The 26,845-nt window shown below is 61.2% G+C and carries 23 protein-coding genes and 1 pseudogene; 18 read left to right on the top strand and 6 right to left on the bottom strand.

Annotated elements, in window-relative coordinates; all coding sequences use genetic code 11:
* Positions 1–1,344 (bottom strand): aminotransferase-like domain-containing protein, encoded by a 1,344-nt coding sequence (locus EA797_RS02900; protein ID WP_122164661.1) that lies wholly within the window; start codon positions 1,342–1,344, stop codon positions 1–3.
* A 78-nt stretch (positions 1,345–1,422) separates the two neighbouring features.
* Between EA797_RS02900 and EA797_RS02895 the strand changes: the two genes are divergently transcribed.
* Both EA797_RS02895 and EA797_RS02890 read left to right on the top strand, forming a co-directional pair.
* Entirely contained in the window at positions 1,423–2,376 is a 954-nt protein-coding gene (locus EA797_RS02895) for a threonine dehydratase (protein ID WP_122163683.1), read from the top strand.
* A gap of 256 nt (positions 2,377–2,632) precedes the next feature.
* On the top strand, positions 2,633–3,475 hold the full coding sequence (locus EA797_RS02890) for an ion transporter (RefSeq protein WP_122163682.1): 843 nt from the start codon (positions 2,633–2,635) through the stop codon (positions 3,473–3,475).
* 38 nt (positions 3,476–3,513) lie between these two features.
* Here the strand turns inward: EA797_RS02890 and EA797_RS02885 are convergent, their stop codons facing one another.
* A complete protein-coding gene (locus EA797_RS02885) occupies positions 3,514–5,160 on the bottom strand; it encodes an acyl-CoA dehydrogenase family protein (protein ID WP_122163681.1) in 1,647 nt (548 codons plus the stop codon).
* A gap of 209 nt (positions 5,161–5,369) precedes the next feature.
* Positions 5,370–7,301 (bottom strand): annotated as a pseudogene (locus tag EA797_RS02880) (sensor histidine kinase); the annotation flags it as partial.
* 265 nt (positions 7,302–7,566) lie between these two features.
* Here EA797_RS02880 and EA797_RS02875 point away from each other — a divergent pair.
* From EA797_RS02875 to lnt, 10 genes are all read left to right on the top strand, one after another.
* Positions 7,567–8,361 carry a hydroxymethylpyrimidine/phosphomethylpyrimidine kinase gene (locus EA797_RS02875; protein WP_122163679.1) on the top strand — a complete coding sequence of 265 codons (795 nt, stop codon included), beginning with the start codon at positions 7,567–7,569 and terminating at the stop codon, positions 8,359–8,361.
* A gap of 23 nt (positions 8,362–8,384) precedes the next feature.
* The gene (gene thiE / locus EA797_RS02870) at positions 8,385–9,014 is read left to right on the top strand and encodes a thiamine phosphate synthase (protein WP_122164659.1); all 630 of its coding nucleotides are present in this window, start codon (positions 8,385–8,387) and stop codon (positions 9,012–9,014) included.
* Positions 9,015–9,076: 62 nt separating this feature from the next.
* A complete protein-coding gene (gene hemL / locus EA797_RS02865) occupies positions 9,077–10,366 on the top strand; it encodes a glutamate-1-semialdehyde 2,1-aminomutase (protein ID WP_122163678.1) in 1,290 nt (429 codons plus the stop codon).
* On the top strand, positions 10,366–10,995 hold the full coding sequence (locus tag EA797_RS02860; protein WP_122163677.1) for a hypothetical protein: 630 nt from the start codon (positions 10,366–10,368) through the stop codon (positions 10,993–10,995). The genes hemL and EA797_RS02860 overlap by 1 nt, the downstream gene beginning before the upstream one ends.
* 120 nt (positions 10,996–11,115) lie before the next feature.
* The gene (locus EA797_RS02855) at positions 11,116–11,658 is read left to right on the top strand and encodes a tetratricopeptide repeat protein (protein ID WP_122163676.1); all 543 of its coding nucleotides are present in this window, start codon (positions 11,116–11,118) and stop codon (positions 11,656–11,658) included.
* Between the two features lie 169 nt (positions 11,659–11,827).
* Positions 11,828–13,168, top strand: coding sequence for a tRNA (N6-isopentenyl adenosine(37)-C2)-methylthiotransferase MiaB (miaB, locus tag EA797_RS02850; protein WP_122163675.1), 1,341 nt, complete (start codon positions 11,828–11,830; stop codon positions 13,166–13,168).
* A gap of 141 nt (positions 13,169–13,309) precedes the next feature.
* Positions 13,310–14,305, top strand: a complete 996-nt coding sequence (locus EA797_RS02845) for a PhoH family protein (protein ID WP_122163674.1) — start codon at positions 13,310–13,312, stop codon at positions 14,303–14,305.
* Positions 14,302–14,769, top strand: a complete 468-nt coding sequence (gene ybeY, locus EA797_RS02840) for an rRNA maturation RNase YbeY (protein WP_122163673.1) — start codon at positions 14,302–14,304, stop codon at positions 14,767–14,769. The genes EA797_RS02845 and ybeY overlap by 4 nt, the downstream gene beginning before the upstream one ends.
* 39 nt (positions 14,770–14,808) lie before the next feature.
* Positions 14,809–15,657, top strand: a complete 849-nt coding sequence (locus EA797_RS02835; protein ID WP_122163672.1) for an HlyC/CorC family transporter — start codon at positions 14,809–14,811, stop codon at positions 15,655–15,657.
* Between the two features lie 93 nt (positions 15,658–15,750).
* Positions 15,751–17,262, top strand: a complete 1,512-nt coding sequence (gene lnt / locus EA797_RS02830) for an apolipoprotein N-acyltransferase (protein WP_122163671.1) — start codon at positions 15,751–15,753, stop codon at positions 17,260–17,262.
* Positions 17,263–17,289: 27 nt separating this feature from the next.
* Here the strand turns inward: lnt and EA797_RS02825 are convergent, their stop codons facing one another.
* Together EA797_RS02825 and EA797_RS02820 are read right to left on the bottom strand one after the other, a co-directional pair.
* A complete protein-coding gene (locus tag EA797_RS02825) occupies positions 17,290–18,066 on the bottom strand; it encodes a YdcF family protein (RefSeq protein WP_122163670.1) in 777 nt (258 codons plus the stop codon).
* 72 nt (positions 18,067–18,138) lie between these two features.
* On the bottom strand, positions 18,139–18,591 hold the full coding sequence (locus EA797_RS02820) for a hypothetical protein (protein ID WP_208644401.1): 453 nt from the start codon (positions 18,589–18,591) through the stop codon (positions 18,139–18,141).
* A gap of 253 nt (positions 18,592–18,844) precedes the next feature.
* On the opposite strand from EA797_RS02820, the gene leuS reads away from it, so the two are divergent.
* The 6 genes from leuS to lipA all read left to right on the top strand — a co-directional run bounded on the left by leuS (position 18,845) and on the right by lipA (position 26,092).
* Positions 18,845–21,451, top strand: coding sequence for a leucine--tRNA ligase (gene leuS, locus EA797_RS02815; RefSeq protein WP_122164657.1), 2,607 nt, complete (start codon positions 18,845–18,847; stop codon positions 21,449–21,451).
* Between the two features lie 43 nt (positions 21,452–21,494).
* Complete coding sequence (locus EA797_RS02810; RefSeq protein WP_122163669.1) at positions 21,495–22,100, top strand: LPS-assembly lipoprotein LptE; 606 nt, start codon at positions 21,495–21,497, stop codon at positions 22,098–22,100.
* A gap of 40 nt (positions 22,101–22,140) precedes the next feature.
* Positions 22,141–23,169, top strand: a complete 1,029-nt coding sequence (holA, locus tag EA797_RS02805) for a DNA polymerase III subunit delta (protein ID WP_122163668.1) — start codon at positions 22,141–22,143, stop codon at positions 23,167–23,169.
* A 126-nt stretch (positions 23,170–23,295) separates the two neighbouring features.
* Positions 23,296–23,454 (top strand): alternative ribosome rescue factor ArfA, encoded by a 159-nt coding sequence (gene arfA / locus EA797_RS02800; protein ID WP_122164656.1) that lies wholly within the window; start codon positions 23,296–23,298, stop codon positions 23,452–23,454.
* 60 nt (positions 23,455–23,514) lie between these two features.
* Positions 23,515–24,810, top strand: coding sequence for a lytic murein transglycosylase (locus EA797_RS02795; protein ID WP_122163667.1), 1,296 nt, complete (start codon positions 23,515–23,517; stop codon positions 24,808–24,810).
* A gap of 229 nt (positions 24,811–25,039) precedes the next feature.
* A complete protein-coding gene (lipA, locus tag EA797_RS02790) occupies positions 25,040–26,092 on the top strand; it encodes a lipoyl synthase (RefSeq protein ID WP_122163666.1) in 1,053 nt (350 codons plus the stop codon).
* An 80-nt stretch (positions 26,093–26,172) separates the two neighbouring features.
* Here lipA and lipB read toward each other — a convergent pair whose 3' ends face one another.
* Positions 26,173–26,832: a lipoyl(octanoyl) transferase LipB gene (lipB, locus tag EA797_RS02785; protein ID WP_122163665.1), complete on the bottom strand. Its 660-nt coding sequence runs from the start codon at positions 26,830–26,832 to the stop codon at positions 26,173–26,175.
* Positions 26,833–26,845: the final 13 nt, after the last annotated feature.

Raw genomic sequence — 26,845 nt, 5'->3', positions numbered from 1 at the left:
TCAGCCATGGTCTGGGGACACAAGCTGGCTGGCGATTGCTTCCAGCCGAGCCTTGAGCACCGCCAGGCTGGGCGCCGCCGTGAGACTCAAGCGCAGCGCACAGGCGGCGTCGTGGCCCACCGCAAAGACGTCCGCCATGGCGGCTTCGACACCCGCAGCTCGGCACAGCGCAGCCAGGTCTCGACCACCGGGCACCGGGAGCCAAAGGTGCGGCGAGGCGTCCGCCCCTGCTGCGCCAAGCAGTTTCTGCGCCAGTCGCCAGCGCCGAGTCACCTGTTCGCGCTGCCAAGCCAGGCGGCGTGCCGCGGTGCCGTCTTCGAGCCATTGACTGCCAATTCGCAGACACAGCGTCGACAAGGCCCAACTGGTCGCCTGCCGCTCGGGGTCGATGAGCGCCAACCACTTTTGCGGGCCGGCAATGAAGCCAAGCCGCAACCCGGGCGCGACCGTTTTCGACAGACTGCTGATCAGCAGAGTTCGATCAGAAAGCGCAGAGGCCAGGGGTGGCTCGTTGCCAAGGGCGCCGTAGATATCATCCTCGATGATCAGCAAACCATGCCGACGTGCCACGGCGGCGATTTCCTCGCGCCGACGCGCATCCATGCTGACGGCTGTGGGGTTCTGCAGGCAGGGCGTGAGCACCGCTACGCGTGCCGATGTGGCACGGGCCAGCCTGTCGAGGTCGTCGGGCACGATGCCGTACTCATCCATCGCCACACCATGCAACGGCAGCCGTAACTGACGACCAGCAGCCTTGATGCCCGGAGAGGTCAAGGCCTCCACCAGAATCGGTTCGCCGGGCTCGCACAATCCCAGCAGCGCGGCAAATACGCCCTGCTGCGCGCCGGCACAGAGCAGCACCTGCTGAGGGGACAGCTCCAGGCCTCGCCCGCACAGCCAACTGCTTACTACCAGCTGACCGCGTTGCAAACTGCGCGCAGAGGGGTAGCCCTGGAGACTAGCCACCTCACCGGACGTACATAAAGCCGCCATGCTCCGCTGCAGGTCGCCGTCATCCGGGTCGAGCACCGGCAGATTTGTCGAAAGATCGACAAGCTCGGGATGCGCCTCAGGCACCTTCAGCCGGAACAGGCTTGCCTCGCGGCTGCTGGCCAGAACGTAGGTCCCACGCCCCACCTCGCCGCCGACCAGATGCCGGCGCGCGGCTTCGCGATAGGCCTGCATCGCCGTGCTTGGGTTGAGGCCTAGCGCCCAGGCCAGCCGGCGCTGCGGAGGGAGCCGATCGCCAGGCTTGAGTTCACCGCGCGCGATAGCAGCGGCAATGGCATCGACGAGCGCCAGATACCGCGGCTGATCACTTGATTCGAGTTGGGGTAACCACATTGTCTGCCATGCAATATAAAGATTTACCCATACAATGCCCATGCCTAGGATCGAGGTCAAACCACCAAGGAGCCTTCAATGTTCGATCTCGACTCATTGCGCCAGGCAGCCAGCCTGATCTACCAGAGCGTACCGCCGACACCACAGCATCAGTGGCCTTTGCTGGCTCAACGGCTCGGCTGCGATATATGGGTGAAACACGAGAATCACACGCCGGCCGGTGCGTTCAAGGTACGCGGCGGTGTGTTGTATGTCAGCGAACTGCTCAAGCGCGAACCCCATTTGCCGGGACTCGTCACCGCCACCCGCGGTAATCACGGCATCAGCTTGGCGATGGCTGCACGCAAGGCAAATCTGCGGTTGCAGATCCTGGTTCCCGAGGGCAACTCGGCTGAAAAAAACGCAGCCATGCGAGCCAGCGGCGCTGAGGTGATCGAGTACGGGCGTGACTTCGACACCGCCCGGCAACGAGCCGCCGAACTGGCTGAGGCGAATGGCTGGCATTTTGTCCCGTCCCTGCACCCGGACCTGATCCGTGGCGTCGCCACCTATGCGCTGGAACTGCTGGAAGCCGTGCCCGATCTGCGCCGGGTCTACGTTCCGATAGGGCTTGGCTCCGGCATTTGTGGAATGATTCGAACCCGCGATCTGCTCGGTCTGAAAACCGAAATCGTCGGCGTGGTTTCCAGTGCTGCCGATGCTTATGCACAGAGCTACGAACAGGGTTGCACCGTCTGCACCGAAACGGCCAATACATTCGCTGACGGCATGGCCTGTCGCATTCCCGCACCCGAAGCGCTTGAAATCATCCGCGAAGGCGCAGCGCGCATCGTACGAGTTGCCGATGCCGAGATTCGCCAAGCCATCAGGGCGCTGCATGAAGACACCCACAACCTGGCCGAAGGCGCAGGCGCCGCCGCGCTGGCAGCAGCCATGCAGGACCGCGATGGTAACCACGGCGAACGCATCGCAGTAGTGCTCAGCGGTGCCAACATCGACCGAGAGCTGCTAGCAGAAATACTGGCGGGATAGATGGCGCGGCACTTCCCTCGCGGGTTCCCACCAACGCATCAACGGAAAAGCTGCGGGCAGGCGGCACCGGCGATGTTGGTAAGTCAGCATTAAGCTGAGCCTAAGTGCCTTGGTCTGTTAAATCAGGAAACGAGCAGACCCGCACGGCCACTTCCCCACGCCGTGCCGCAGCGCCATACTCGCGCCCGCCCCGGCCCATGTGCACAAGCGTTGCAATCTGAGGTCCCGGCGAAGACTGATCAGACAGGTAAGCATCATGCAGGCAACACACCCAGAGACGCGCACGAGCAGTCGCCTGGAACGATTCATGGAGCGGCCAGCCGTTCAGCGCGGCATCTTGCTGCTGATCGTGATCAACGCGGCCATCCTCGGCATGCAGACATCGGCTTCGCTGGTGGCGAGCTGGGGCGAGCTGCTCACGTTGCTGGACACCCTGATCCTGGGCATTTTCGTGGTGGAGATCGCCGCGCGGATTTACATCCATCGTACGGCCTTCTTTCGTGACCCCTGGAGCCTTTTCGACTTCACGGTGGTGGCCATCGCGCTGGTACCCGCCAGCGGCCCGCTGAGCATTCTGCGGGCTCTGCGCGTGCTTCGAGTGATGCGCATGGTGACCATGGTGCCGTCTATGCGCCGTGTGGTTGGCGCACTGTTGTCGGCCATTCCCGGCCTCGGCTCGATTGCGATGGTGCTGGCGCTGGTCTTCTACGTGTCTGCGGTGATCGCCACCGGCTTGTTTGCCGCCGAATTTCCTGAATGGTTCGGCAGTCTCGGTCGATCTGTCTACACACTGTTCCAGGTCATGACGCTGGAAAGCTGGTCGATGGGCATCGTACGGCCGCTGATGGAGGTCTTTCCTTATGCCTGGGTGTTCTTCATCCCGTTCATCCTGATCGCCACCTTCACGATGCTCAACCTGTTCATCGCCATCATCGTCAATGCCATGCAGACGGTCACCGATGCGGACCACCAAGCCACTCAGGTCAGCATCGACGAGGCGCGCGAGCACATCGAGGCCGACTTGCACCAGGAGGTCCGCGCCCTGCGCAGTGAGATAGCCGAACTGAAGGAGCTGCTGCGCGGACAGGCCAAACGCTAGGTCAGCAGCCTTTGATCAAAACCGGCAGTAGGGAGCCGTCACGCCTGCGGTGCGCTACGTGCCAGCAGGCCATCGATGTCCAGACCGCGCGGCAAGGTGCCGTAGGCACGGCCATGCCCTTGCAGCCGGCTGGCGATGAACGCGTCTGATACCGACTCGTTTCCCGCTTCGAGGAGCAGCTTGGCCTGCAGCGCGACGGCTACATCTTCGGTCAGTTGTCGTGCGCGGTACTGAATGTCGTCCTTATCGGTGAATGCGCTTTGCAACCGGTCGATGTGCTTCTTCAAACGGGCATCGCCGTGACCATCCCCCAGCTCAGCGAACAGTACATCGAGCACGCCCGCCTCCTTTGAAAGCGCTCGCAAAACATCCAGGCACTGAACGTTGCCCGAACCTTCCCAGATGGAATTCACCGGCGCCTCACGGTACAGCCGCGGCATGATGGTCTCTTCGACGTAACCCGCGCCACCCAGGCACTCGCTGGCTTCGGCGACCATTTCCGGAGCGCGCTTGCATATCCAGTATTTGCCGACCGCGGTGACCAGCCGGGCGAACTTCTCTTCCTGCTCGTTGAATGGGTTATCGAGGGCGTGCCCCATGCGCATGGTCAACGCCAGCGCCGCCTCGCTTTCCAGCGCCAGGTCCGCCAGCACGTTCTGCATCGGCGGCTGTTCAGAGAGGGTCCGCCCACCGACGCGGCGATACGAGCAATGGTGCATGGCTTGGGTCAGCGCCTGACGCATCAGCGAACTGGAGCCGATCATGCAATCGAAGCGTGTCGAGGAGACCATCTCGATGATGGTCGGCACGCCTCGGCCTTCTTCACCAATCATCCATGCCAGGGCGCCGCGATATTCGACCTCGCTCGAAGCATTCGACCAGTTCCCGAGTTTGTTCTTCAGCCGCTGGATATAGAACTGGTTACGGCTGCCATCCGGCCGGTGCCGAGGGAGTAGAAAGCAGGAAAGCCCCTTGTCCGTCTGCGCCAAGGTCAGAAAGGCATCGCACATGGGCGCCGAGCAGAACCACTTATGCCCGACGAGCTCATATGGCTGTCCCGGCCCGCTGGCGCCCACGGCATGCGCCCGTGTGGTATTGGCGCGAACGTCGGTACCTCCTTGCTTCTCGGTCATGGCCATACCGATGGTGAGGCCGCTTTTCTGCGCTATCGGCAGGTTGCGCGGGTCGTACTCCAGGCTGAGGATCTTTGGCAACCAGAGGTCAGCGACGTCCGGTTGCTGCCGCAGCGCCGGTACGCTGGCGTAGGTCATGGTCAGCGGGCAACTGCTACCTGACTCAGCTTGGTTGTGCAGGTACATAAGGCCCGCGCGCGCTACCTGCGCACCAGGCTGCGGATCGGTCCAAGGCAACGACGGAATCCCATGGGCAACCGCCGCGCTCATGAGCTGGTGATAGGCCGGATGAAATTCCACCAGATCAAGACGGTGGCCATAGCGATCATGACTCTTGAAAACCGGCTTGTTCTCATTGGCCAAGAAGCCTGCCGCCATCAAGGGGCCACCGGCCAACGCGCCGTACGCATCCAGGCGCGACTCAGCCCAACCGCCACGGTATCGCCGTACCCACTCCTGCAGCGGCAGGTCGAGGCGATACAGGTTCGCACCCTCTAGCGGTGGGACCTGGTTCAGGACGTCGTGGGTTTCGGCATATCGATGCAGGCTCATACAGGTCTCCTCGGCAGGATGGCTAAGGGGCCCGACAGAACAGAGTACGCCGCTGGCGATTCCATTTCGCAATCACGGGCCAGTCAGGGCCGCCTCTGCTAAGGACCCGCCACGGGGAGTGAAGCACGCATGCTTTCAGTGAAAAAGTGTGGTTTCGGCCAAATCCTACGCTGCTCGATGCGGCCCAATGGGCTCACTCAGACCAACCGAAGCGGTAGGCGCACCATGAAGCGGCTGCCGCTACCGACTTCGGAGCGATACGAGATTTCCCCACCCTGCAGCTCGACCAGCTGCCGGCACAGGGAAAGGCCGATCCCAAGACCGCCATACTGCCTCGTCATGCTGCCGTTCAGCTGGCGAAAATGCTGATAGAGCGAATCGTCGGCAGGCGTTTCGAAGCCGATACCCGTGTCGATCACCTCCGCTTCCAGAACGAACCGGGACCCCGCTTCGTCACGACCGCTCAACGCGAGTGTCACCTGCCCCTGAGGCGTGAACTTGATGCCATTGTCGAGCAGGTATCCCAGGCTCTGCTGCAGCTTGGTTGCATCGCCAATAAGGCGCTCGGGTAGGTGATCGGCAATATGCACCTGGAACTCCAGCCCGCGTACCGCAGCACGGGGGCCATAGGTACGAGCCAACTCATCGGCCACTGCCCTTAAATCGAACGACTCGTTGTGCAACTGCAGGCGGCCGGCCTGGAGTTCGGTCAGGGCAAGAATGTCGTTAACCAACTGCATCATCTCGCGCGCCGAGCCGGTTGCGATGCGCTGGTACTGATCCATTTCGCCGCTCAGCTCCAGAGTGCGCATAAGCTCGAGGCTACCCAGCACTCCGTGCATCGGCGTACGCAGTTCATGGGTGACATTGGCCAGAAACTGATCCTTGAGGCGGTTGCTTTCGGCAAGCTCACGGTTCATCTCCTCCAACTTGCGCCCTGTCTCCTCGAGGACCCGGGCGCGCTCCTCTTTCATCATGTTGATGCGGTCGGCCAGCGCCAATGACAACAGCGCTACCTCCAGTGCCGACCCGATCTGCCCTGCATACATGGTGAGAAACATGTGCGGCAGGTAGCCAAGCACCATCAGGGTGTTGATCTGCCCGCCAATGAGAAAGGCACTCCAGGCAATGAGGAAATAACGCGCCACGCGCATTCCCCGATGCCAGGCGACAATCCCGGCAACGAAAATAACCAGGATGAACCAGAGCGCAAGCATGGTCGCCATGCGCAGAGCCAGCGCGTAGCTGGCGGCCAGAGACAGGAACATCGTCAACGCGCCCAGCGCCATCAACAGCAGCAGAGCGCGATCTATCCAGGGGCTATGGTCGCTGGTGTGCAGAAAGCTGCGCGCGAACTGGCAGCCAAAAAGGCCCGCTGCTCCAATCAGAAAGGGTGTGGACGCGTTCGCCCACCAAGGCCAGTTCGGCCAGAGGTATTGCACGCCCAGACCGTTGACTGAAACTTGATAAAGGCCGAACGAGGCAATGTAGAGGATGTAGAAAAGGTAGCTGCGATCGCGAACGCTGAGATAGATGAACAGGTTGTAAAACAGCATCACCAGCAGCACGCCATAAATAATGGCGAGCACATAGATGTGACCAGACTGCTCTTCCAGATAGGCCACCGGAGCCCACAGGGTCAGCGGAATCTGTATCGAGCCCTGACTTTCGAGCCGCAGATAGATCCGCTTCGGCTGGTTAGGTGCCAGCTTGAGCTCGAAAAGGTGATTGCGCTGCTTGATCTGGCGCTCATGGAAAGGCAGTGCATCGCCGCTCCGCTGCGCCAAGTTGTAGCTGCCATCCTCATCGGGAAGGTACAGATCAAGATAATCGAGGGGCGGGTAGGCCAGCTCCAGCCACCAACGGCTGTGCTCCGCTGGCAAGTCGGCCCGGTAGTTGAGGTCGACCCGCAGCCAGAAGGCGGAACGCGAATAGCCGGCATTGAGCACCTGCTCCTGGCTTTTCACGAATTTGCCCGCCGCATCAAGAGCGATCACCTCTTCGATGGTGGCGTTGCGATCGGGATCTTCCAGAACGGCCATGATCTGACCGAGAGGTAGCCGCTGGGTGTGCTCGTCGAAATCAACGGCACTGGCAATCATCGGCAAGAGGCCGAACAGGAATACGAGGATATGGTGCATGGAGAGGGCCTTGTCGGACTGCGTCAGAGAAACCCCGCTCCCCTGAATGCACGCAGCCGACCTCTAAGTAGTGGCACTTTAGCATGTTAGGGACGCCTTGAGGCCGTCGCCGCGCTTATCCTGCCGGAAGGTAGCGGACGCGACAACTCCGCGCAGGCTGCCTGCGCGAGCTGCCCGGCGGGATTGATGTTAAGCTCGCACGCCATGAAACCCGGCGATACCTGGTCAACTCCAGCGCCCTCACATGACTCGGGAACCCCAATCGATGTCCGCCCCCTGCTCCCGCCCTGTCGTCCTTTGCCTCTCCGGCCACGACCCAAGCGGAGGCGCCGGTCTACAGGCTGATATCGAAGCCCTGATGGCACAGGGCTGTCACGCCGCCCCCGCAGTTACCGCCTTGACCGTACAAGACACAGTCGACGTATCGGATTTCCGAGTGCTCGATCGCGACTGGGTACTCGCGCAGGCCAACGCCGTGATCGCCGATCTTCCGGTCGCCGCGGTCAAGCTGGGGATGCTCGGCTCGGTTGAAATGGTCGAGACGGTTCTTGAAATCATGCAGAAACTACCTGGCGTCCCGCTGATCTGTGATCCGGTCCTGCGCGCAGGTGGCGGCGGCGCACTGGGCAAGGATGAGGTCGGCTACGCCATGCGCGAGCGACTGTTCCCGGTGTCGACCATTGCGACACCGAACCTGCCCGAAGCCCGGATCCTCGCCGAATTGCCGAACGGCAGCGCCGACGAGTGCGCGGAGAAGCTGCTGCCGTTCATACGCCATCTGCTGATCACAGGCGGGCACGGCGACGAAACCGAAGTTCACAATCGTCTCTACTACCGCGACGGCAGCCGCTACGACTTCAGTTGTCAGCGCCTTCCAGGGAGCTATCACGGCTCAGGCTGCACGCTGGCCAGCGCGCTGTCCGGACGGCTCGCCCTCGGCCAGGAACTCGCCAGCGCCGTGAAGTCGGCCCTCGATTACACCTGGCGCACCCTGCGCGATGCCGAGGCTCCCGGCCGAGGTCAATACATCCCCCGTCGCCTGCCGCTGGACCTGGCCTGAGTGGAGCGCCGCATATGAAAGACATGAAGCTGCGTGGCCTCTACGCGATCACCGACAGCAAGTTACTCGGCGACGGACGTCTGTTGCCCTATGCCGAAGCGGCACTCAGAGGCGGTGCGCGCCTGCTGCAGTATCGCGATAAATCCGATAACGATGCACGCCGGCTGCGAGAAGCCGAGGCACTGCACGGCATGTGCGAGCGCCACGGGGCCAAGTTGATCATCAACGATGACGCGGAACTCGCGGCACGTCTTGGCGTTGGGCTGCATCTTGGTCAAGAAGATGGGTCACTCTCGGCAGCGCGGGCGCTGCTCGGACGCAAAGCCATCATTGGCGCCACCTGCCACTCACGCCTTGAACTGGCTGAACAGGCTATTGCCGAAGGTGCCAGCTACATCGCCTTCGGTCGTTTCTTCGACTCCAACACCAAACCTGGCGCGCCTGGCGCCACCCTTGAAATGCTCGAACAAGCGCGCCGGCAGTTCAGCCTGCCCATCGTCGCCATCGGCGGGGTCAATCTGGAAAACGCTCCCGGCCTGATCGCTCGAGGCGCCAGCCTGATCGCAGTTGTCCACGCGCTGTTTGCCGCCGAAACGGCCAATGAGGTCGAGCGTCGCGCACGCGCTTTCAGCGAGCTTTTCACCACCAGCTGACCGGCGTGGCGACGTCGCTGACGACTGCCACCCATGATTGTCATTTTTTTCGAGAGGCCTCCATGTCCCGTTCCGAAACCCTCTTCGCAAACGCCCAGAATCGCATCCCCGGTGGCGTGAATTCACCGGTACGCGCTTTCCGCAGCGTTGGCGGTACGCCGCTGTTTTTCAAACACGCCGAAGGCGCATATGTCACCGACGAAGACGACAAACGCTATGTGGATTACGTCGGTTCATGGGGCCCGATGATTCTCGGCCACAGTCACCCTGAGGTGCTAGAAGCGGTTCGCAACCAGCTGCAGCACGGTCTTTCATACGGCGCACCGACCGCCATGGAAACCGAAATGGCAGAGTTGGTCTGCAGCCTGGTGCCGTCGATGGAAATGATGCGAATGGTCAGCTCCGGCACCGAAGCAACCATGAGCGCCATTCGACTGGCTCGCGGCTATACCGGACGTGACAGCATCATCAAGTTCGAGGGCTGCTATCACGGCCACTCCGACAGCCTGCTGGTCAAAGCCGGTTCGGGCGCGCTGACCCAGGGCGTACCCAGCTCAGCAGGTGTGCCGGCGGCATTCGCCAAACACACCCTGACTCTGCCGTTCAACGATCTGGGCGCGGTCGAGCAGATGCTCGCCGAGGTCGGTTCCGAGGTGGCCTGCATCATCGTCGAGCCCGTCGCAGGCAATATGAACTGCGTACCGCCTGCGCCAGGCTACCTGCAGGGTCTGCGCGAGCAGTGCGACAAGCATGGCGTGGTGCTGATATTCGACGAGGTGATGACCGGCTTCCGGGTCGCGCTCGGCGGTGCTCAGGCCCATTACGGGGTGACACCTGACCTGACCACCTTTGGCAAGATCATTGGCGGCGGCATGCCAGTCGGCTGCTTTGGCGGCAAGCGGGCAATCATGGAGTGCATCGCCCCGCTCGGCCCGGTCTACCAAGCCGGAACCCTCTCAGGAAACCCGCTGGCGATGGCTGCAGGCTTGACCACCTTGAAACTGATCAAGCGAGCAGGGTTTCACGAAGAACTCACCGCTTACACCACCCGCATGTTGCAGGGCTTGAAGGAGCGCGCAGCGGCGGCGGGTATCCCGTTCGTCACCACACAGGTCGGTGGCATGTTCGGGCTTTATTTCAGCGAGGCGGATGACATCGTTACCTTCGACGACGTCATGGCCAGCGACGCCGATCGTTTCAAGCGGTTCTTCCATCTGATGCTGACGGGTGGCGTCTACCTGGCACCCAGCGCATTCGAAGCCGGCTTTACATCCATCGCCCATGGCGAAAAAGAACTGCAGCTGACCCTTGAGGCTGCAGAGCGCGCTTTCGCCCAATTGAAATCCGTCTGATGCCCGAGCTGTTTCAATCCATCCTTCTGACGTTGACGGCACTGCTCAGTGCCGTCTGGATCGGAGCGGCGCGCCGGGGTTATGGCGAGCCGGACCAACCCGCATTGTTCTGTGCCTTGCTCGCCTTCAGCCTATCTGCAGGAACCGGCGCCTGCGCGGTAGCCAGGCAGGGATTCGGCCTCGACACCCTCGAAGCGGAGCGTTGGTTACTGCAAGCGACACTGCTACTCGGACTACCATTGGTCGGCGTAGTGGCGTTGACCTTGAGCCGTCAATGGGTCTGGAGCCGCCCCACCTGGGGTCGAGTCGTGATTGGGCTGTGCGCATTCTTCGAGCTTGCCAGACAGCTCGGCTGGAGCAGCGAGTACGCATTTGCGCTGGGCCTGACCAGTGCAGCGCTGGTGTTCTACGCCGGCATTCTGCAATGGCCGGCACGCCTGCAGGCCTTTGCTGGCGCGGCCGGAGGGATGCTGATGCTGGCCCTGATGCCGTTGACTGGGATGACGATCGGGCCCAATCCGCTTGCTGCCTATGAACAGCTTAGCCTGGCTCTGGCCTGCCCGATAATTGCTTTGCTACTACTCAACCTGCCAGGCAATCTTCGCGAGGAAAATGGCGCGCCCGTGTAAAAAGCGCGAGCACTCACTATCAAAGCCTTTGTAAGCAGGCTAAGCCTTATCCATAATGTGAACGTCGGCTCGTTTTGCCGTACTTCCAGTCATGCCCTGATCTTCGAGGCGCTTTGATTCATGACTCGCACCGGCCGAAGCCTCGCCATTGGCTGCCTGCTGCTCCTCACACCCCTCGTGGGTCATGCCGGCGGCAATTCGTTGCTGATACCTGCAACGTCCCGCTGCGCGCTTAATACCGCCCCCGAAACCATGAGCGAAGCGCTGCGCGCCTGTGAACAGGCAGCCAGCGAGGGCGATCTGCAAGCGGCCTACGAGTTGGGTGACTTCTATTACAGCGGCCGGCTGGCGCCGCGCGACCTGGACAAGGCGCTGCACTGGTTCGAGCGCGCATCCCTCAAAGGGCACGCGCTGGCTCAGCATCGGCTCGGTGTAATGTTCTTCCGTGGCGAAGGTGTGCCGGCGAACAACGTACAGGCCTACGTGGTGCTGAAGATGTCAGCGGTCAATGGTGAGGAAGAGGCGCTGGATACGGCTGATCGTGTCTCCTCACAAATGGGCCGTGAAGAGCTCGAGATCGCCACCCAGGTGCTCGGACAGATCTTTCGAGATTACTTGATGGACATGCAGACCGCCGAAGGTCGTGAACCCTTCAGGCGATAGCCCACTCAAGCATGGGACGGCCTCTCTCGCCTCCCGAACTCAGGCCCTCGCTGCGCCCGTGCAGCGGTTCAGGCTTTTCCGTCACATCTCGCTTTTCAACAGCGCTTTTATCGCCCACGTCCCGGCCGTATAATCGCCGGTCATTTTTTGCACAACGCCGGCCCGAAACATGACCCGCAAGCTTTATATCGAAACCCACGGCTGCCAGATGAACGAGTACGACAGCTCGCGCATGGTCGACCTGTTGGGTGAGCAGCAACCACTTGAGATCACGGCTAACCCAGCAGAAGCCGACGTGATCCTGCTCAATACCTGCTCGATTCGTGAAAAAGCTCAGGAAAAGGTCTTCTCGCAGCTCGGGCGCTGGCGTGAACTCAAGCTGGAAAACCCGCAGCTGGTCATCGGTGTAGGCGGTTGCGTCGCGAGCCAGGAAGGCGCCGCGATCCGCGATCGCGCGCCCTATGTGGACGTGGTGTTCGGGCCGCAGACGCTACATCGCCTGCCGGAAATGATCGACGCCGCGCGCACAACCAAGAAGCCGCAGGTCGACATCTCCTTCCCCGAGATCGAGAAGTTCGACCGCTTGCCTGAACCCCGCGTGGACGGCCCGACCGCCTTCGTATCGGTCATGGAAGGCTGCAGCAAATACTGCACTTTCTGTGTCGTGCCCTACACGCGCGGCGAGGAAGTCAGTCGTCCGTTCGACGATGTGCTTGCCGAGGTTATTCATCTCGCAGAAAACGGCGTTCGCGAGGTCACCTTGCTCGGGCAGAACGTCAACGGCTACCGCGGCGCCACTCACGACGGACGCACTGCGGATCTGGCCGAGTTGATCCGCGTGGTAGCGGCGGTCGACGGCATCGACCGAATCCGCTACACCACCAGCCACCCCTTGGAGTTCTCGGACGCGCTGATTCAGGCCCATGCTGAAGTACCGGAACTGGTGAAGTACCTCCACCTGCCCGTGCAGTCAGGCTCTGACCGCGTGCTGGCGGCGATGAAGCGCAACCATACGGCACTCGAATACAAGTCCCGCATTCGCAAACTCAAGGCGGCCGTGCCGGACATTCTGATCAGCTCGGACTTCATCGTCGGTTTTCCAGGCGAGACCGAAAAGGACTTCGAGCAAACCATGAAGCTGATCCAGGATGTCGGCTTCGACTTCTCCTACTCGTTCGTCTACAGCTCGCGTCCGGGTACGCCTGCGGCAGATCTTGCCGACGAGACGCCAGATGACGTCAAGAAGCAGCGCTTGGCGATCCTGCAACAGCGCATCAGCCAGCAGGGCTTCGAGAATAGCCGACGGATGGCGGGCACGCGCCAGCGCATTCTGGTCACGGACTACTCTAAGAAGGATCCAGGCATGCTCCAGGGCCGCACCGAGCACAACCGGATCGTCAATTTCCGGTGCGACAACCCCCGGCTGATCGGCCAGTTTGTCGATGTTCATATCGATGATGCGCTGCCCCACTCGCTCCGCGGCACGCTGATCGAGCAGCCGGCAAGCTGACTGGACATAGCGGCGGCTGGCTGAACGCCAAAACGTCAGCCGCGCTCGCTACGGTGTACGGTTAGCGCCTGCCGCTGCTTTTTTCGTTGCACGGCGCTATCCTCATCCACTACTCAAGCAGAGCAGGTCAATCAAAAGCCCTTGAACGCCCCTATAGAACCTCATCGTTTCACCCTCGAACCCTTTGAAGCCAACCGCTTCGCCAATCTCTGCGGTCAGTTCGACGAGCATCTACGCCTCATCGAACAGCGCCTGGATCTTGAGATTCGCAATCGCGGCAACCAGTTCGAGCTGGTCGGCCAGCCGGAAGTGGCCCAAGCTGCGGAGCACCTCCTACGCCGCCTGTACCGTGAAACCAAAAGCCTCGAGCTTTCCCCGGACACGGTTCACCTGTTCTTGCAGGAATCGGCGATGGAAGAGTTGAACAACTCGTCCACCACGCCGAACATTTCGCTGCGCACTCGCAAGGGCAACATTCGCCCACGAGGCGTTAACCAGCAGCGCTACGTTCAGTCGATTCTGGATAACGACATCAACTTCGGCATCGGTCCTGCGGGCACTGGCAAGACCTACCTGGCCGTTGCCTGCGCGGTCGACGCGCTGGAACGTGAGCAGATTCGCCGCATCCTGCTGGTACGGCCCGCGGTCGAAGCTGGCGAGAAGCTCGGCTTTCTGCCCGGCGACCTGGCGCAGAAGATCGACCCCTATCTTCGCCCGCTGTATGACGCTCTTTACGAAATGCTGGGCTTCGAACAGGTCGCAAGACTGATCGAGAAGCAGGTGATCGAGATTGCGCCGCTGGCTTACATGCGCGGCCGCACCTTGAACAACAGCTTCATCATTCTCGACGAAAGCCAAAACACCACACTGGAACAGATGAAAATGTTCCTGACCCGCATCGGCTTCGGCTCGACCGCGGTGATCACGGGTGACATCACTCAGGTCGACCTGCCGCGCGGCACCAAAAGCGGCCTGGCGCACGTGATCGAAGTGCTCAAGGACGTCAACGGCATCAGCTTCACTCACTTCAAGCCCAAGGACGTGGTGCGGCATCCGCTGGTACAGCGCATCGTCGAAGCCTACGAGGCCTTCGAAGAGAAACAGCCACAGGCCGGAAATCGAGGCGACGCCAGGTGATCGAACTCGATCTGCAATGCGCCAGCGATGGCGTGGTGCCGCAAGAAACGGAACTGAAGCGCTGGTGCGAGCTGGCGCTGCGCCAACGTACGGCCGACTCGGAGCTGACCATTCGCCTGGTGGACGAGCCGGAGGGGCGAGAGCTCAATCGCACCTGGCGGCAGAAGGACTACGCCACCAATGTGCTGTCGTTCCCAGCCGATTTGCCAGACGGGCCGGATGGCGTTCCGCTGCTCGACATCCCGCTGCTCGGTGATCTGGTGATTTGTGTGCCAGTAGTCGAGCGTGAAGCTGCAGAACAAGGCAAGCCTCTGTCAGCGCATTGGGCCCATCTGGTCATTCATGGCTGCCTGCATCTGCTCGGCTACGATCATATCGACAACGATGAAGCACAAGAGATGGAAGATCTCGAACGTCAATTGCTGGCTGAACTGGGTCATGCCGACCCTTATGCTGACGAATAGCCCTTCTCGGGCGACTGCAAGGACCATTGAGTCAAAGACATGAGCGAAGACCGATCGAGCAACGGGCAGAAGTCCTGGTTTGGAAAAATAAGCCAGGCTTTTGCCCATGAGCCCAAAAACCGCGAGGAGCTTCTGGAAGTCCTGCGCGGCGCCCATCAGAACAAACTGCTCGACAACGAAGCGCTGGCGATCGTCGAGGGCGCAATCCAGGTAGCCGACCTGCAGGTGCGCGACATCATGGTGCCGCGATCCCAGGTCATGAGCATTCGCGCTGACCAATCACCAAAGGAGTTCCTGCCTGAGATCATCTCAGCGGCCCACTCACGCTATCCGGTGGTAGGTGACAGCCTCGACGAGGTAATCGGCGTGCTTCTGGCCAAGGATCTGCTGCCGCTGATCCTGCAGGACGAGCACCATGCTTTCGACATCAAGGACCTTCTGCGCCCCGCCAACTTCGTTCCTGAATCCAAGCGTTTGAATGTGTTGCTGCGCGAATTCCGCGCCAACCACAGCCACATGGCCATAGTCATTGATGAATATGGCGGCGTCGCCGGCCTGGTGACCATCGAAGACGTGCTCGAACAGATCGTTGGCGACATCGAAGACGAGCATGACATCGAGGAAGACAGCTACATCCGACCATTGCCCAGTGGCGATTTCCTGGTCAAAGCCCTTACCCCGATCGACAGCTTCAACGAGTTTTTCCACAGCGAATTTCCAGACGAAGAATTCGACACCGTCGCCGGGCTGGTGATGAGTACGTTCGGACACCTGCCCAAACGCAACGAGGTTACGGAGATCGACGGATTTCGTTTCCGCGTGCTCAACGCAGACAGTCGCCGCGTGCATATGCTGCGCCTGACCCGCATCGCGGTGGACAGCCAGTAGGGCTCCCGGTCTGAAGCTGAAATGATCAATGCGATGCTTTAGCATCGACCCGCAGTTAGCGCTGCTCGCTGCGGCATATTCAAGGACTCCCCCATGCGCTGGATCACCCGCCCCGGCTGGCCGGGCAACCTGCTGGCGCTCGTCGCCGGCACGCTGACCACTCTGTCGCTCGCGCCATTCGACATCTGGCCGTTGGCGCTGTTGTCCATTGGACTTATCTATCTGGGCCTGCGCGATCTGGCACCTAAGCAGGCAGCCGGGCGCGGCTGGTGCTACGGCTTCGGGCTCTTCGCTTCGGGTGTCAGCTGGGTGTACGTCAGCATCCACGACTTTGGCTCGGCACCACCGATTCTGGCCGGCGCGCTGACGTTGGGGTTCGTTGCGGGACTGGCACTGTTCTTCGCCCTGCTGGGCTGGCTTTGGGCTCGCTTGCTTAGGCAGCCGGCAACGCCGCTGCTCAATGCATTCTTATTTGCCGCGCTGTGGTTGGCCATGGATGCGCTGCGCGGCTGGGTGCTCACTGGATTTCCCTGGCTGTACGCCGGTTATAGCCAGCTCGAAGGACCGCTGGCTGGGCTCGCACCGATTGGCGGCATCTGGTTGCTCAGCTTCGCCGTGGCGCTCAGTGCGACCCTGCTTGTCGAGTTGCCACAGCTGTTTCGCCAACGAGTAGCCGTTGCCGGCGCGCTGGCGCTGCTGATTGCGCTATGGGGAGGCGCGCTGGGCTTGGGCGGGCATGCCTGGACCAGCACCAAGGGTGAGCCGCTGACGGTTGCCGCGATGCAAGGCAACGTTGCCCAGAGCATCAAATGGGACCCGAAGAAGCTTGAGATGCAGCTGGTGCTCTACCGCGATATGACCTTCCGCAGCCAGCCGGTCGACCTGATCGTCTGGCCAGAGACGGCAGTACCCATTCTCAAGGAACACGCCGAAGGCTACCTGACGATGATGAGCCGCTTCGCCGAGGATCGGCAGTCGGCCCTCATCACCGGCGTACCCATACGCCAGCCCAACGCTGAAGGTGAAATGCGTTATTACAACGGCCTTACCAGCGTAGGTGACGCCCAGGGTACCTACCTCAAGCAGAAGCTGGTGCCCTTCGGTGAATACGTGCCACTGCAGGACATGCTGCGTGGGCTGATTGCCTTCTTCGATCTACCCATGTCGGACTTTGCCCGTGGCGACGTAAAACAGTCGTTATTGCAGGCGAAGGGTTACCAGATCGCGCCTTTCATTTGCTACGAAGTCGTTTACCCGGAATTCGCGGCCAGTCTGGCGGCGAAAAGCGACATCCTTCTTACGGTGAGTAACGATGCCTGGTTCGGTCACTCCATTGGCCCCTTGCAGCACCTGCAGATGGCGCAGATGCGTGCACTGGAGGCTGGTCGTTGGATGATCCGTGCGACCAACAACGGCGTGACGGTATTGATTGACCCGAAAGGTCGAATCGTCGAGCAGATTCCTGCATTTGAGGAAGCGGTGCTCTACGGTGAGGTCACGCCTATGCAAGGGCTCACGCCATACCTGCAATGGCGATCCTGGCCGCTGATCACCATTTGTATGCTGTTGCTCGGTTGGGGACTGGCGCGCCGTCGGCGTAGCTGAGATTCAAGTCACCTCGACCAGCGGCGCCTAATCCGCGGTGTCGCCTGCGTAGAGCAACGGGTAGACCAGCATGCCGACCGCCTCATTGAGCAGCATGCCGTTCTGCCAGATGGCTTTAGTCTCCGGTAGCCAGCCACCGAATGGGCGCCCATGGAGCACACCGAGGAAGCCCACCGGAGCGGCGATCACCTCCAACCCCACCTCTTCGAAACACCAGCGCGAGCGCGGCATGTGCGATGCCGAAGTCACCAGCACGATACGCTTGACGCCTGCAGCCTTGAGCATCTCGGCACTGTAGCGAGCGTTCTCCCATGTAGTCCGGCTGCGCTCTTCGAGCCAGCGAGTTTCGGTCGAAAAATCTCGCTCCAAGGTCTCGGCAGCCAGTAGCGCCTCGCTCGGCGGCTCACCGTAATGCAGTCCTCCGCTGGCAAGGATCGGCAGGCCGGACGCACCCGCCAGCCGTGACGCGTAACGCAGGCGCTCGAGCGCGATGTGACTGGGCTGGTCTGACCCCCATGCCGGATCGGCCTGCTCACGACCAGCGCCCAGCACGACGATTGCCTGAGCGCGCCCCTGCAACCCGCTCCACTCGGAGCGCTCCAGCGCAACCTCGCTTTCCAGCATCCGCGCCGCCCATTCCACAGTCACGGGCAAACTCATCAGCCAAAGCCCGCTGAATCCCAACACGAAGCAGAGGGCGGCCAACCGAGGCGCGCGGCGCCGCAGCCACCAGGCCGCGAGCAGAAGCAACAACAAGCCACCTGGCGGCAGCAGCAACTGTTTGAAGAAATAGCGGATCGGCATGGGCAACTCCGGAGGCTCGGTAGCTGCCACTTTACCTGTCCAGGCGCCCGCGTGTCGGCTATGCAGGCGCCGTCAGTGCTTTGGGTAGGTATGCAACCGCTGCCTTGCTCTGAGCAATTGCGAGCCACACGCCGAACAGGCGACCGCACCGGCGCCATCAGGCCAGTGCACGCTGGCACCGCAGAGCGCACAGGACATCGCCTGCTGCAACGCTGGCGAGCTCTGTTTGCAGCGTTTTCCCGAGTGATGCCGCAGGACATTTCGCAGCGCAGGGCGCGTAGCCTGCCGGACCAGCTGCGCCTGCTCTTCTGCAGCGGCGTGCCAACCCGATAGCCACTGCGAATCCTGTTGAAGATAAGCGCGGATCAGATCGAACTCCGCGGGCGTCAGCCCACCGACTTCCAGCTCGGTCGCAGATCCAGTGCCGTCATCCGGCGATCGCTCCGCCTCCTCGAGCGCTGACGTCAGCCGCTGCAACACCCGACCGTACAAGTTGCCTTCATTTGCTTGGCGCTCTCTACCCATGATTCACCTCGTGTTCGTCCCGCCCCCTCTACAAGCGTAGCTCAGACTCGAACATGCACGCCGGGCACGACAAACGGGGCCGCCAGGCGCAGGCAAATCGGGTTTCCCTCGGTCGCTGGGGGTCATGTATGCTACGGCGCTTCCATGCTTTCGCATCCAGCCCGTTGCGCCGCCGTCTTCGCTTGGTCTCGACCCGGCATTTCCGCAGCCCTCGCCGCTCGCGAGCAGCCAGCCCTATTCAACGCCAGTAGCCATGCACGAACAGTATCAGCCCCGCGAAATCGAAGCCGCAGCGCAATCCCACTGGGATGCGCAGAAATCCTTTGAAGTAAGTGAACAGCCCGGCAAGGACACCTTCTATTGCCTGTCGATGTTCCCCTACCCCAGCGGCAAGCTGCACATGGGGCACGTTCGTAACTACACGATCGGCGACGTGATTGCGCGATACCAACGTATGCAGGGCAAGAACGTGTTGCAGCCCATGGGTTGGGACGCGTTCGGCATGCCGGCGGAAAACGCCGCCATGAAGAACAAGGTCGCACCGGCCAAGTGGACCTACGAGAACATCGACTACATGCGCACCCAGCTGAAAAGCCTGGGCCTGGCCGTCGACTGGACCCGTGAGGTCACCACTTGCAAGCCCGACTACTACCGTTGGGAGCAGTGGCTGTTCACCCGCCTTTATGAAAAAGGCGTGATCTATCGCAAGAACGGCACCGTCAACTGGGATCCGGTCGATCAGACCGTGCTGGCCAACGAGCAGGTCATCGACGGCCGCGGCTGGCGTTCCGGCGCGCTGATCGAAAAGCGCGAAATCCCGATGTACTACTTCAAGATCACCGCCTACGCGGATGAGCTGCTCGAGAGCCTGGATGAGCTGGATGGCTGGCCTGAGCAGGTCAAGACCATGCAACGCAACTGGATCGGCAAGTCGCGCGGGATGGAAATCAGCTTCCCCTACGACGTAGCCAGCATTGGCAGCGAAGGCGTGATGAAGGTATTCACTACACGCCCTGACACGCTGATGGGCGCTACCTATGTCGCCGTAGCCGCTGAACATCCGCTTGCGACGCTTGCCGCACAGAACAATCCCGAATTGCAGGCGTTCATCGACGAGTGCAAGCGTGGCGGCGTCGCTGAAGCCGATATCGCCACCCAGGAGAAAAAAGGCCTCGCCACATCCCTGCGCGTGCAGCATCCGCTGACCGGTGAGCTACTGCCGGTCTGGATCGCCAACTACGTATTGATGAATTACGGCGAAGGCGCCGTGATGGCCGTGCCTGCCCACGATGAGCGTGATTTCGCTTTTGCCACCAAATACGCGCTACCAATCAAGCCAGTTGTGCGTACCAGTGTTGGCGATGAGACGCCAACACCCTGGAATGACGCCTACGGTGAACACGGCGAGCTGATCAACTCTGGCGAATTCGACGGCCTGGATTTCGATGGAGCCTTCGACGCCATGGAAGTCGCGCTGCAAAGAAAAGGGCTTGGCCAGGCCCGCACCCAGTTCCGCCTGCGCGATTGGGGTATCAGCCGCCAGCGTTATTGGGGCTGCCCGATTCCGATCATTCATTGTGAAAGCTGCGGCGATGTGCCGGTGCCCGAAGATCAGCTGCCGGTCGTGCTGCCGGAAGATGTAGTACCGGACGGTGCCGGTTCGCCGCTGGCGCGCATGCCCGAATTCTACGAGTGCAACTGCCCGAAGTGTGGCGCTCCCGCCAAGCGTGAGACCGACACCATGGACACCTTTGTCGAGTCGTCCTGGTACTTCGCCCGTTACGCCTCACCCCACTATGACCAGGGCATGGTCGACCCGGCCGCCGCGAACCATTGGCTGCCAGTCGATCAGTACATCGGCGGAATCGAGCACGCCATTCTTCACCTGCTCTACGCGCGCTTCTTCCACAAACTGATGCGCGATGAAGGGCTGGTCAGCTCCAATGAGCCGTTCAAGAACTTGCTGACTCAAGGCATGGTCATCGCCGACACCTACTACCGCACCCTGGAAAACGGCGGCAAGGACTGGTTCAACCCGGCCGACGTCATCGTCGAACGCGATGCCAAGGCCAAGGTAATCGGCGCCAAGCTCGCCAGCGATGGCCTGCCGGTGGAAATCGGCGGCACCGAAAAGATGTCCAAATCGAAGAATAACGGCGTCGACCCGCAGGCGATGATTGATGCCTACGGCGCAGATACCTGCCGCCTGTTCATGATGTTCGCTTCCCCGCCTGACATGAGCCTGGAATGGTCGGACTCCGGTGTCGAAGGTGCGAGCCGCTTCCTGCGCCGCGTCTGGCGTCTGGCTCATGCCCATGTCAGCGCCGGTTCGCCAGCACAACTGGTCACAGCTAGCCTGAGCGATGAGCAGAAGGCGGTCCGTCGCGCGATTCATTTGGCGATAAAACAGGCGAGCGTGGATGTGGGTCAGCACCACAAATTCAATACCGCGATCGCGCAAGTCATGACGCTCATGAACGTGCTGGAAAAAGCTGCCGTCTCCAGTGAACAGGACCGTGCGCTGATGCAGGAAGGTCTGGAAACTGTCGCCTTGCTACTGGCGCCCATCACGCCGCACATCTGCCACGAGCTCTGGCAGCAGTTGGGCAAAAACGGCCTGATCATCGATGCCCAATGGCCTCAGGTCGACGAGACAGCGCTTGTCCAGGACAGCCTGACGCTTGTGGTGCAGGTCAACGGCAAGCTGCGCGGCCAGATCGAAGTGCCGGCCAGCGCCACGCGCGAGGAAGTCGAAGCCAGCGCACGCGCCAACGAAAACGTGGTGCGCTTCACCGAGGGCCTGACGATTCGCAAGGTCATCGTGGTGCCAGGCAAGCTGGTCAACATCGTCGCTAACTGATTCGCCACGGCGCGCTGCGTCGGGCTGCCAAGGGGATAACAAGATGATCAAACGCAATCTGCTGGTGGCCGGCATGGCCCTGTTGCTGAGCGCCTGCGGTTTCCAGCTGCGTGGGACGGGAGAAACCAGCTTCGCCCTGAATGAGCTCAACCTGCAAGCACGCAACAGTTACGGCGAAACGGCCCAACAACTCGAAGAGTTGCTCAAGGACAACGGGGTTCGCGTTTATCCAGGTGCGCGGTACACGCTGGATCTGGTGAGAGAACAGAGCCGTCAGCGTACCGCCAGCTATACCAGCTCAGCACGCAGTGCCGAATACGAGCTGACCAGCGTGCTGGAGTATGAATTCCGCGGTCCACAAAACACGCTGCTGTTGGAAGATAAGGTAGAGGTGCAGAAAGTCTACGTTCACGACAGCAGCAACCTCATCGGCTCCGACCAGGAAGCCAGCCAGTTGCGTCAGGAAATGCGCCGTGAACTCCTGCAGCAACTGAGCATGCGAATCCGTGGTATCACTCCAGCCCGGCTAGACCAGCTGCAGGAGACCGCCGAAGCCCGGAGGCGCGCCGAGGCAGAAGCGATCGAGGCGCAGATCCGCGAGCAGGCTGCGCAACCACAGCAATCGCCCATCGAGCTACCGATTCAGTGATGAGCCTGAGCCGCTTCGGCGGCTCCGGCCGTATCCCGACATGAAGTTAGCCCCCGCCCAACTCGCTAAACATTTGCAAGGTGCCCTCTCGCCTGTATATGTGGTCAGCGGAGATGAGCATCTGCTGTGTCAGGAGGCGTGCGATGCCATTCGCGGCGCGTGCCGTCAGCAAGAATTCAGTGAGCGTCAGGTACTCAATGTCGAGACCGGATTCGACTGGGGGCAGCTGATCGAGGCGGGAGCCAGCCTTTCATTGTTTGCCGAAAAACGCCTGCTGGAGCTGCGCATCCCTAACGGCAAGCCTGGCGATAAAGGCGCCGCGGCGCTGATCGAGTATCTTGGCCGCCCTGCTGAGGACACTGTCCTGCTGATCAGCCTGCCAAAGCTCGACGGCAATACGCAGAAGACCAAATGGGCGAAGGCATTGATCGACGGCAAGCAGGTGCAGTTCCTGCAGATCTGGCCAGTTGATGCTCAAGCGCTGCCGCAGTGGATTCGTCAACGCTTGTCACAGGCGGGCCTCGCGGCTGACCAGGATGCGGTGGAGCTGATCGCAGCTCGTGTCGAAGGCAATCTTCTAGCTGCCGCGCAGGAAATCGAAAAGCTGAAGCTGCTCGCCGAAGCCGGGCAAGTCACGACAGAAACGGTGCAGGCAGCCGTTGCTGATAGTGCACGTTATGACGTTTTCGGCTTGATCGATGCTGCGTTGCTGGGACAACCGGAGCACATCCTGCAGATGCTGACCGGCTTGCGCGGTGAAGGCGTCGAGGCGCCAGTAATCCTCTGGGCCGTGGCTCGGGAAATCCGCCAACTGGCCAACATCGCACAACAGTACAGTCAGGGCGTACCCCTCGACCGCGCTTTTAGTCAGGCTCGGCCGCCGGTATGGGACAAGCGCAAGCCTCTGGTGAGCAAGGCTCTGCAGCGCCACGACGTAGCCGGCTGGCAGGGGTTGTTGATGGATGCGCAGCGCATTGACGAGCAGATCAAGGGGCAGACGCAGGGCGACCCCTGGATTGGCCTGACCGACCTGTGTCTGCAACTGAGCGGACGACCGGTGCGACTATAAGCCCTGCTCGCTTCACTCTGCTGCATAGTTATTCCTTATCGTAACCATGCCTGTCTGCGGCTGGACAATTTTTGCCCAACCCTTAAGATGCGCTGGCCTGATCGCAGCCGACTTAGAGGGTAGATGATGAGCAAACAAAGGAAACGGCCGAACAAGGCCAAATCACTGGTAGCGCAACCCTTGTTCCGCAGCCGCCAGGAACAGCCTAAAAAAGGCAAAGGCAGTTACCGCCGCGAAGCCTCCCAGTCCAACAACTGGGAGGCTTCGGTCCTTCTGGCGGCTTGAAAAGCCAAGGCATTCAAAGCGTGATAATGTCGCCTGCCGAAGACTTGCCGAGATTGGTGCATGCTTTACACCTTCGTTCCCGTTCTGTTGTTACGCACCCTGATCGCTGGATCAGCACTGAGCATAATGGTCGCGTGTGCGGCCGAACCGGTGGTGCCAACTGCAGAGATAGCACCCAGCGCCTCAACGCCTGCGGCTGCAGAGATCGAGATAAGCGCGCCTGCCGACGAGCCTGTGCAGCAAAGCTTCGAGCAGTGGCGAGATGAGTTCCGCAACGAAGCGCTGCAAGCCGGCATATCTGCCAAGGTCTTCGACAGAGCCTTTGCCGGGGTCACCCCAGACCCGAGCATCATCACAGCGGATCGCAGCCAACCAGAATTCACCCGCCCGGTCTGGCAGTACCTGGAAGGCGCCCTGTCAAAACAACGGGTCAGCGGAGGCAAAAGCCTGCTGGACCGGCACCAAGCAACTCTCAATGACATAGAAGCCCGCTATGGCGTCGACCGCAACACGCTGGTGGCGATCTGGGGACTGGAGAGCAGCTTCGGGCAGATCATGGGTGACAAGGGCGTGATTCGCTCTCTTGCTACCCTTGCTCATGAAGGGAGGCGCCCAGGCTTCGCTAAAAGCCAACTTCTCGCGGCTTTGGAGATTCTCCAGCACGGCGACGTAAGCGCCGACCAGCTTCGCGGCTCCTGGGCAGGCGCCATGGGCCAGACCCAGTTCATCCCCACCACCTATAACACCCACGCGGTGGATTTCGACGGCGACGGCCGCCGGGACATCTGGAACAGCTCTGCCGACGCCTTGGCTTCCGCCGCCCACTATCTACAAGCGTCGGGCTGGAAAACTGGACAGCCCTGGGGGTTCGAGGTCAGCTTGCCGGATGGTTTCGACTACGCGCAGGCTGATAACAGCATCCGTAAGCCACTGTCCGAATGGCGCCGACTCGGTCTGAGCGGCGTGCCGTCCGGTATGGAGGATGCAAACGCCAGCCTGCTGCTACCAGCAGGTTATCGCGGCCCGGCATTCCTGATTCTGGACAACTTCAGAGCAATCCTGCGCTACAACAACTCATCGTCTTACGCGTTAGCGATAGGCCTACTTTCTGAGCGCTTCAACGGCGCCGGTCAGATCCGTGGAACCTGGCCACAAGGGGAGCAACCTTTGAGCCGTTCCGAACGCCTTGAGCTGCAGGAGAGGCTTACCGAGCGAGGCTTCGACCCAGGCACGGCGGACGGCATCATCGGCGCCAACACCCGTAGTGCCATTCGCAGGTTCCAGCAACAGTTGGGCTGGCCCGCAGACGGACACCCTACGCAGGAGTTGCTTGGACGTCTGCGCGCGGGACCTTGATAAGCGTGGTTCAACCAATCGGCAATTCCCTGCCCAGCGGGCCTTCTGCGTAAACAAGTGTGCGGCTTCGGCGGCTCATGCGACACGGTAATACAGCCGCCTGATACTTCCGCCTCGGCGACTTTGGCAACCCTCGCTACACGGACTGAACGGTCAGCGCCTGTGATAAACTGCGCGGCGGCCACAAGCCGCCTCGTCCACGGAGCCTCTAGCGGAGCCCAGATTGCCGATGTCCGATATCTCCCAGCCCAAAACAGTTGCCAGTGGCGATAAATTCCGCACCACTCAGGGCATCACCGCAATCAAGGACGGGCAGAAGCGCCGCGCCTCCAGCGAACCCCAGGTATTCGAACCCAAGCCCAAGTGGCTTCGGGTCAAGGCACCCAGCGGGAGTCGCTTTGAAGCGGTCAAGCGCAATGTCGGCGAACACCGCCTCAGCACCGTATGCCAGGAATCCCACTGCCCGAACATGGGCGAATGCTGGTCAAACGGCACCGCTACGATCATGCTCATGGGCTCTGTGTGCACCCGCGCGTGCCGCTTCTGCGCGGTGGATACCGGTAATCCAAACGGCTGGCTGGATCATGAAGAGCCACAGAATACCGCGAAGTCGGTAGAGCTGATGGCGCTGCGCTATATCGTGCTCACCTCAGTGGACCGAGATGACCTGGACGACGGCGGCGCCGGTCACTACGCGGCCTGTGTGCGCGCCATCAAGGACCGCACCCCGCAGGTGGTAGTGGAAGCCCTGACTCCTGACTTCAACGGCGACCTGCAAGCCATCGAGCGCGTAGCGGACTCCGGCCTGGAAGTCTTCGCGCAGAACATCGAGACGGTAAAGCGCCTCACCCATGAGGTGCGCGACCCTCGGGCAGGCTACGAGAAAACCCTGCGCGTGCTGGAGCATGCCAAGCGCCATCGCCCGGAGATGCTGACCAAGAGCAGTCTGATGCTCGGCTTGGGCGAGAGCGATGAGGAAGTGCTGCAGACCATGGACGACCTGCGCGCTATCGGCGTGGACATCCTTACCCTCGGCCAGTACCTGCAACCGACCCGCAACCACTTGCCAGTCAAGCGCTGGGTCAGCCCCGAGGAATTCAACCGCTTCCGCGATATCGGCTTAGCCAAAGGCTTCATGGAAGTCGCAGCTGGCCCGCTGGTGCGCTCCAGCTATAGAGCCGACCGCGTATTCGAGAAGAATAATCTAGGCCTGGCTGCTCCAGTACCGGTGCCGGGCCAGCCGTTCGACAGCAGCCTGATTCCGGCGCTCAACCTGAGCTGATCAGGTCTCCCAAGGCTTACCTCTGGGCTTCGCCTGGGGGGAGACGTTGGTACCAAAATGACCCGCTGGGTAGGCCCGGCTTAACAGTCTATGGCTAAGCCTGTCAGGGCTTGTTGCTGCGCGTACCCGAGATGCTTGACCAGCTGTTCACTCAGGCGGGCACCGACTTCGGATAACGCTATCGGCCCGGAGACCAGATCGGCCAGCTGGGTCATGGCCATGCCCGCGTAACCGCAGGGGTTGATCCGTCCGAAAGGCTCAAGATCCATATCGACGTTTAGCGCCAGACCATGAAACGAGCGCCCGTTTCGGATTCGCAAGCCAAGCGATGCGATCTTCGCTCCGTCGACATAGACACCTGGTGCGTCTGGCTTGGATACCGCCTGCACCTCGTAGCTGGCGAGCAGATCTATGAGGCTATGCTCGATGCGGCTCACGAGCTCGCGCACCCCGATTCCGAGTCGCCTGACATCCAGCATCAGATAGCACACAAGTTGGCCTGGGCCATGATAAGTCACCTGACCACCACGATCGGCCTGCACGACAGGGATATCGCCCGGTAGCAGCAGATGCTCGGCCTTACCGGCCTGTCCCTGGGTGAAAACGCGAGGGTGTTGCAGCAGCCAGATCTCGTCTGCGGAGTCGGGCCCGCGGCCGTTGGTGAAACGCTGCATGGCCTGCCAGGCGGGCTGATAGTCCACCAGCCCCAGCTCCCGAATGCCAAGCACACCTGCGCTCACGCTCGATCACCCC

The organism is Stutzerimonas zhaodongensis, assembly GCF_003696365.1.
Classification (GTDB): Bacteria; Pseudomonadota; Gammaproteobacteria; order Pseudomonadales; family Pseudomonadaceae; genus Stutzerimonas; species Stutzerimonas zhaodongensis.
This window is presented reverse-complemented; position numbering and strand designations above follow the sequence as displayed.

Excerpts from the sequence above, each read along its gene's own strand:
- EA797_RS02875 (WP_122163679.1), top strand. The coding sequence starts at position 7,567 with ATGTCCGCCCCCTGCTCCCGCCCTGTCGTCCTTTGCCTCTCCGGCCAC.
- EA797_RS02795 (WP_122163667.1), top strand. The coding sequence starts at position 23,515 with ATGCTTTACACCTTCGTTCCCGTTCTGTTGTTACGCACCCTGATCGCT.
- miaB (WP_122163675.1), top strand. The coding sequence starts at position 11,828 with ATGACCCGCAAGCTTTATATCGAAACCCACGGCTGCCAGATGAACGAG.
- EA797_RS02810 (WP_122163669.1), top strand. The coding sequence starts at position 21,495 with ATGATCAAACGCAATCTGCTGGTGGCCGGCATGGCCCTGTTGCTGAGC.
- leuS (WP_122164657.1), top strand. The coding sequence starts at position 18,845 with ATGCACGAACAGTATCAGCCCCGCGAAATCGAAGCCGCAGCGCAATCC.
- thiE (WP_122164659.1), top strand. The coding sequence starts at position 8,385 with ATGAAGCTGCGTGGCCTCTACGCGATCACCGACAGCAAGTTACTCGGC.
- holA (WP_122163668.1), top strand. The coding sequence starts at position 22,141 with ATGAAGTTAGCCCCCGCCCAACTCGCTAAACATTTGCAAGGTGCCCTC.
- arfA (WP_122164656.1), top strand. The coding sequence starts at position 23,296 with ATGAGCAAACAAAGGAAACGGCCGAACAAGGCCAAATCACTGGTAGCG.
- EA797_RS02895 (WP_122163683.1), top strand. The coding sequence starts at position 1,423 with ATGTTCGATCTCGACTCATTGCGCCAGGCAGCCAGCCTGATCTACCAG.
- EA797_RS02890 (WP_122163682.1), top strand. The coding sequence starts at position 2,633 with ATGCAGGCAACACACCCAGAGACGCGCACGAGCAGTCGCCTGGAACGA.
- EA797_RS02900 (WP_122164661.1), bottom strand. The coding sequence starts at position 1,344 with ATGTGGTTACCCCAACTCGAATCAAGTGATCAGCCGCGGTATCTGGCG.
- EA797_RS02885 (WP_122163681.1), bottom strand. The coding sequence starts at position 5,160 with ATGAGCCTGCATCGATATGCCGAAACCCACGACGTCCTGAACCAGGTC.
- EA797_RS02825 (WP_122163670.1), bottom strand. The coding sequence starts at position 18,066 with ATGCCGATCCGCTATTTCTTCAAACAGTTGCTGCTGCCGCCAGGTGGC.
- EA797_RS02820 (WP_208644401.1), bottom strand. The coding sequence starts at position 18,591 with ATGGGTAGAGAGCGCCAAGCAAATGAAGGCAACTTGTACGGTCGGGTG.
- hemL (WP_122163678.1), top strand. The coding sequence starts at position 9,077 with ATGTCCCGTTCCGAAACCCTCTTCGCAAACGCCCAGAATCGCATCCCC.
- EA797_RS02835 (WP_122163672.1), top strand. The coding sequence starts at position 14,809 with ATGAGCGAAGACCGATCGAGCAACGGGCAGAAGTCCTGGTTTGGAAAA.
- lipA (WP_122163666.1), top strand. The coding sequence starts at position 25,040 with ATGTCCGATATCTCCCAGCCCAAAACAGTTGCCAGTGGCGATAAATTC.
- EA797_RS02860 (WP_122163677.1), top strand. The coding sequence starts at position 10,366 with ATGCCCGAGCTGTTTCAATCCATCCTTCTGACGTTGACGGCACTGCTC.
- EA797_RS02855 (WP_122163676.1), top strand. The coding sequence starts at position 11,116 with ATGACTCGCACCGGCCGAAGCCTCGCCATTGGCTGCCTGCTGCTCCTC.
- lnt (WP_122163671.1), top strand. The coding sequence starts at position 15,751 with ATGCGCTGGATCACCCGCCCCGGCTGGCCGGGCAACCTGCTGGCGCTC.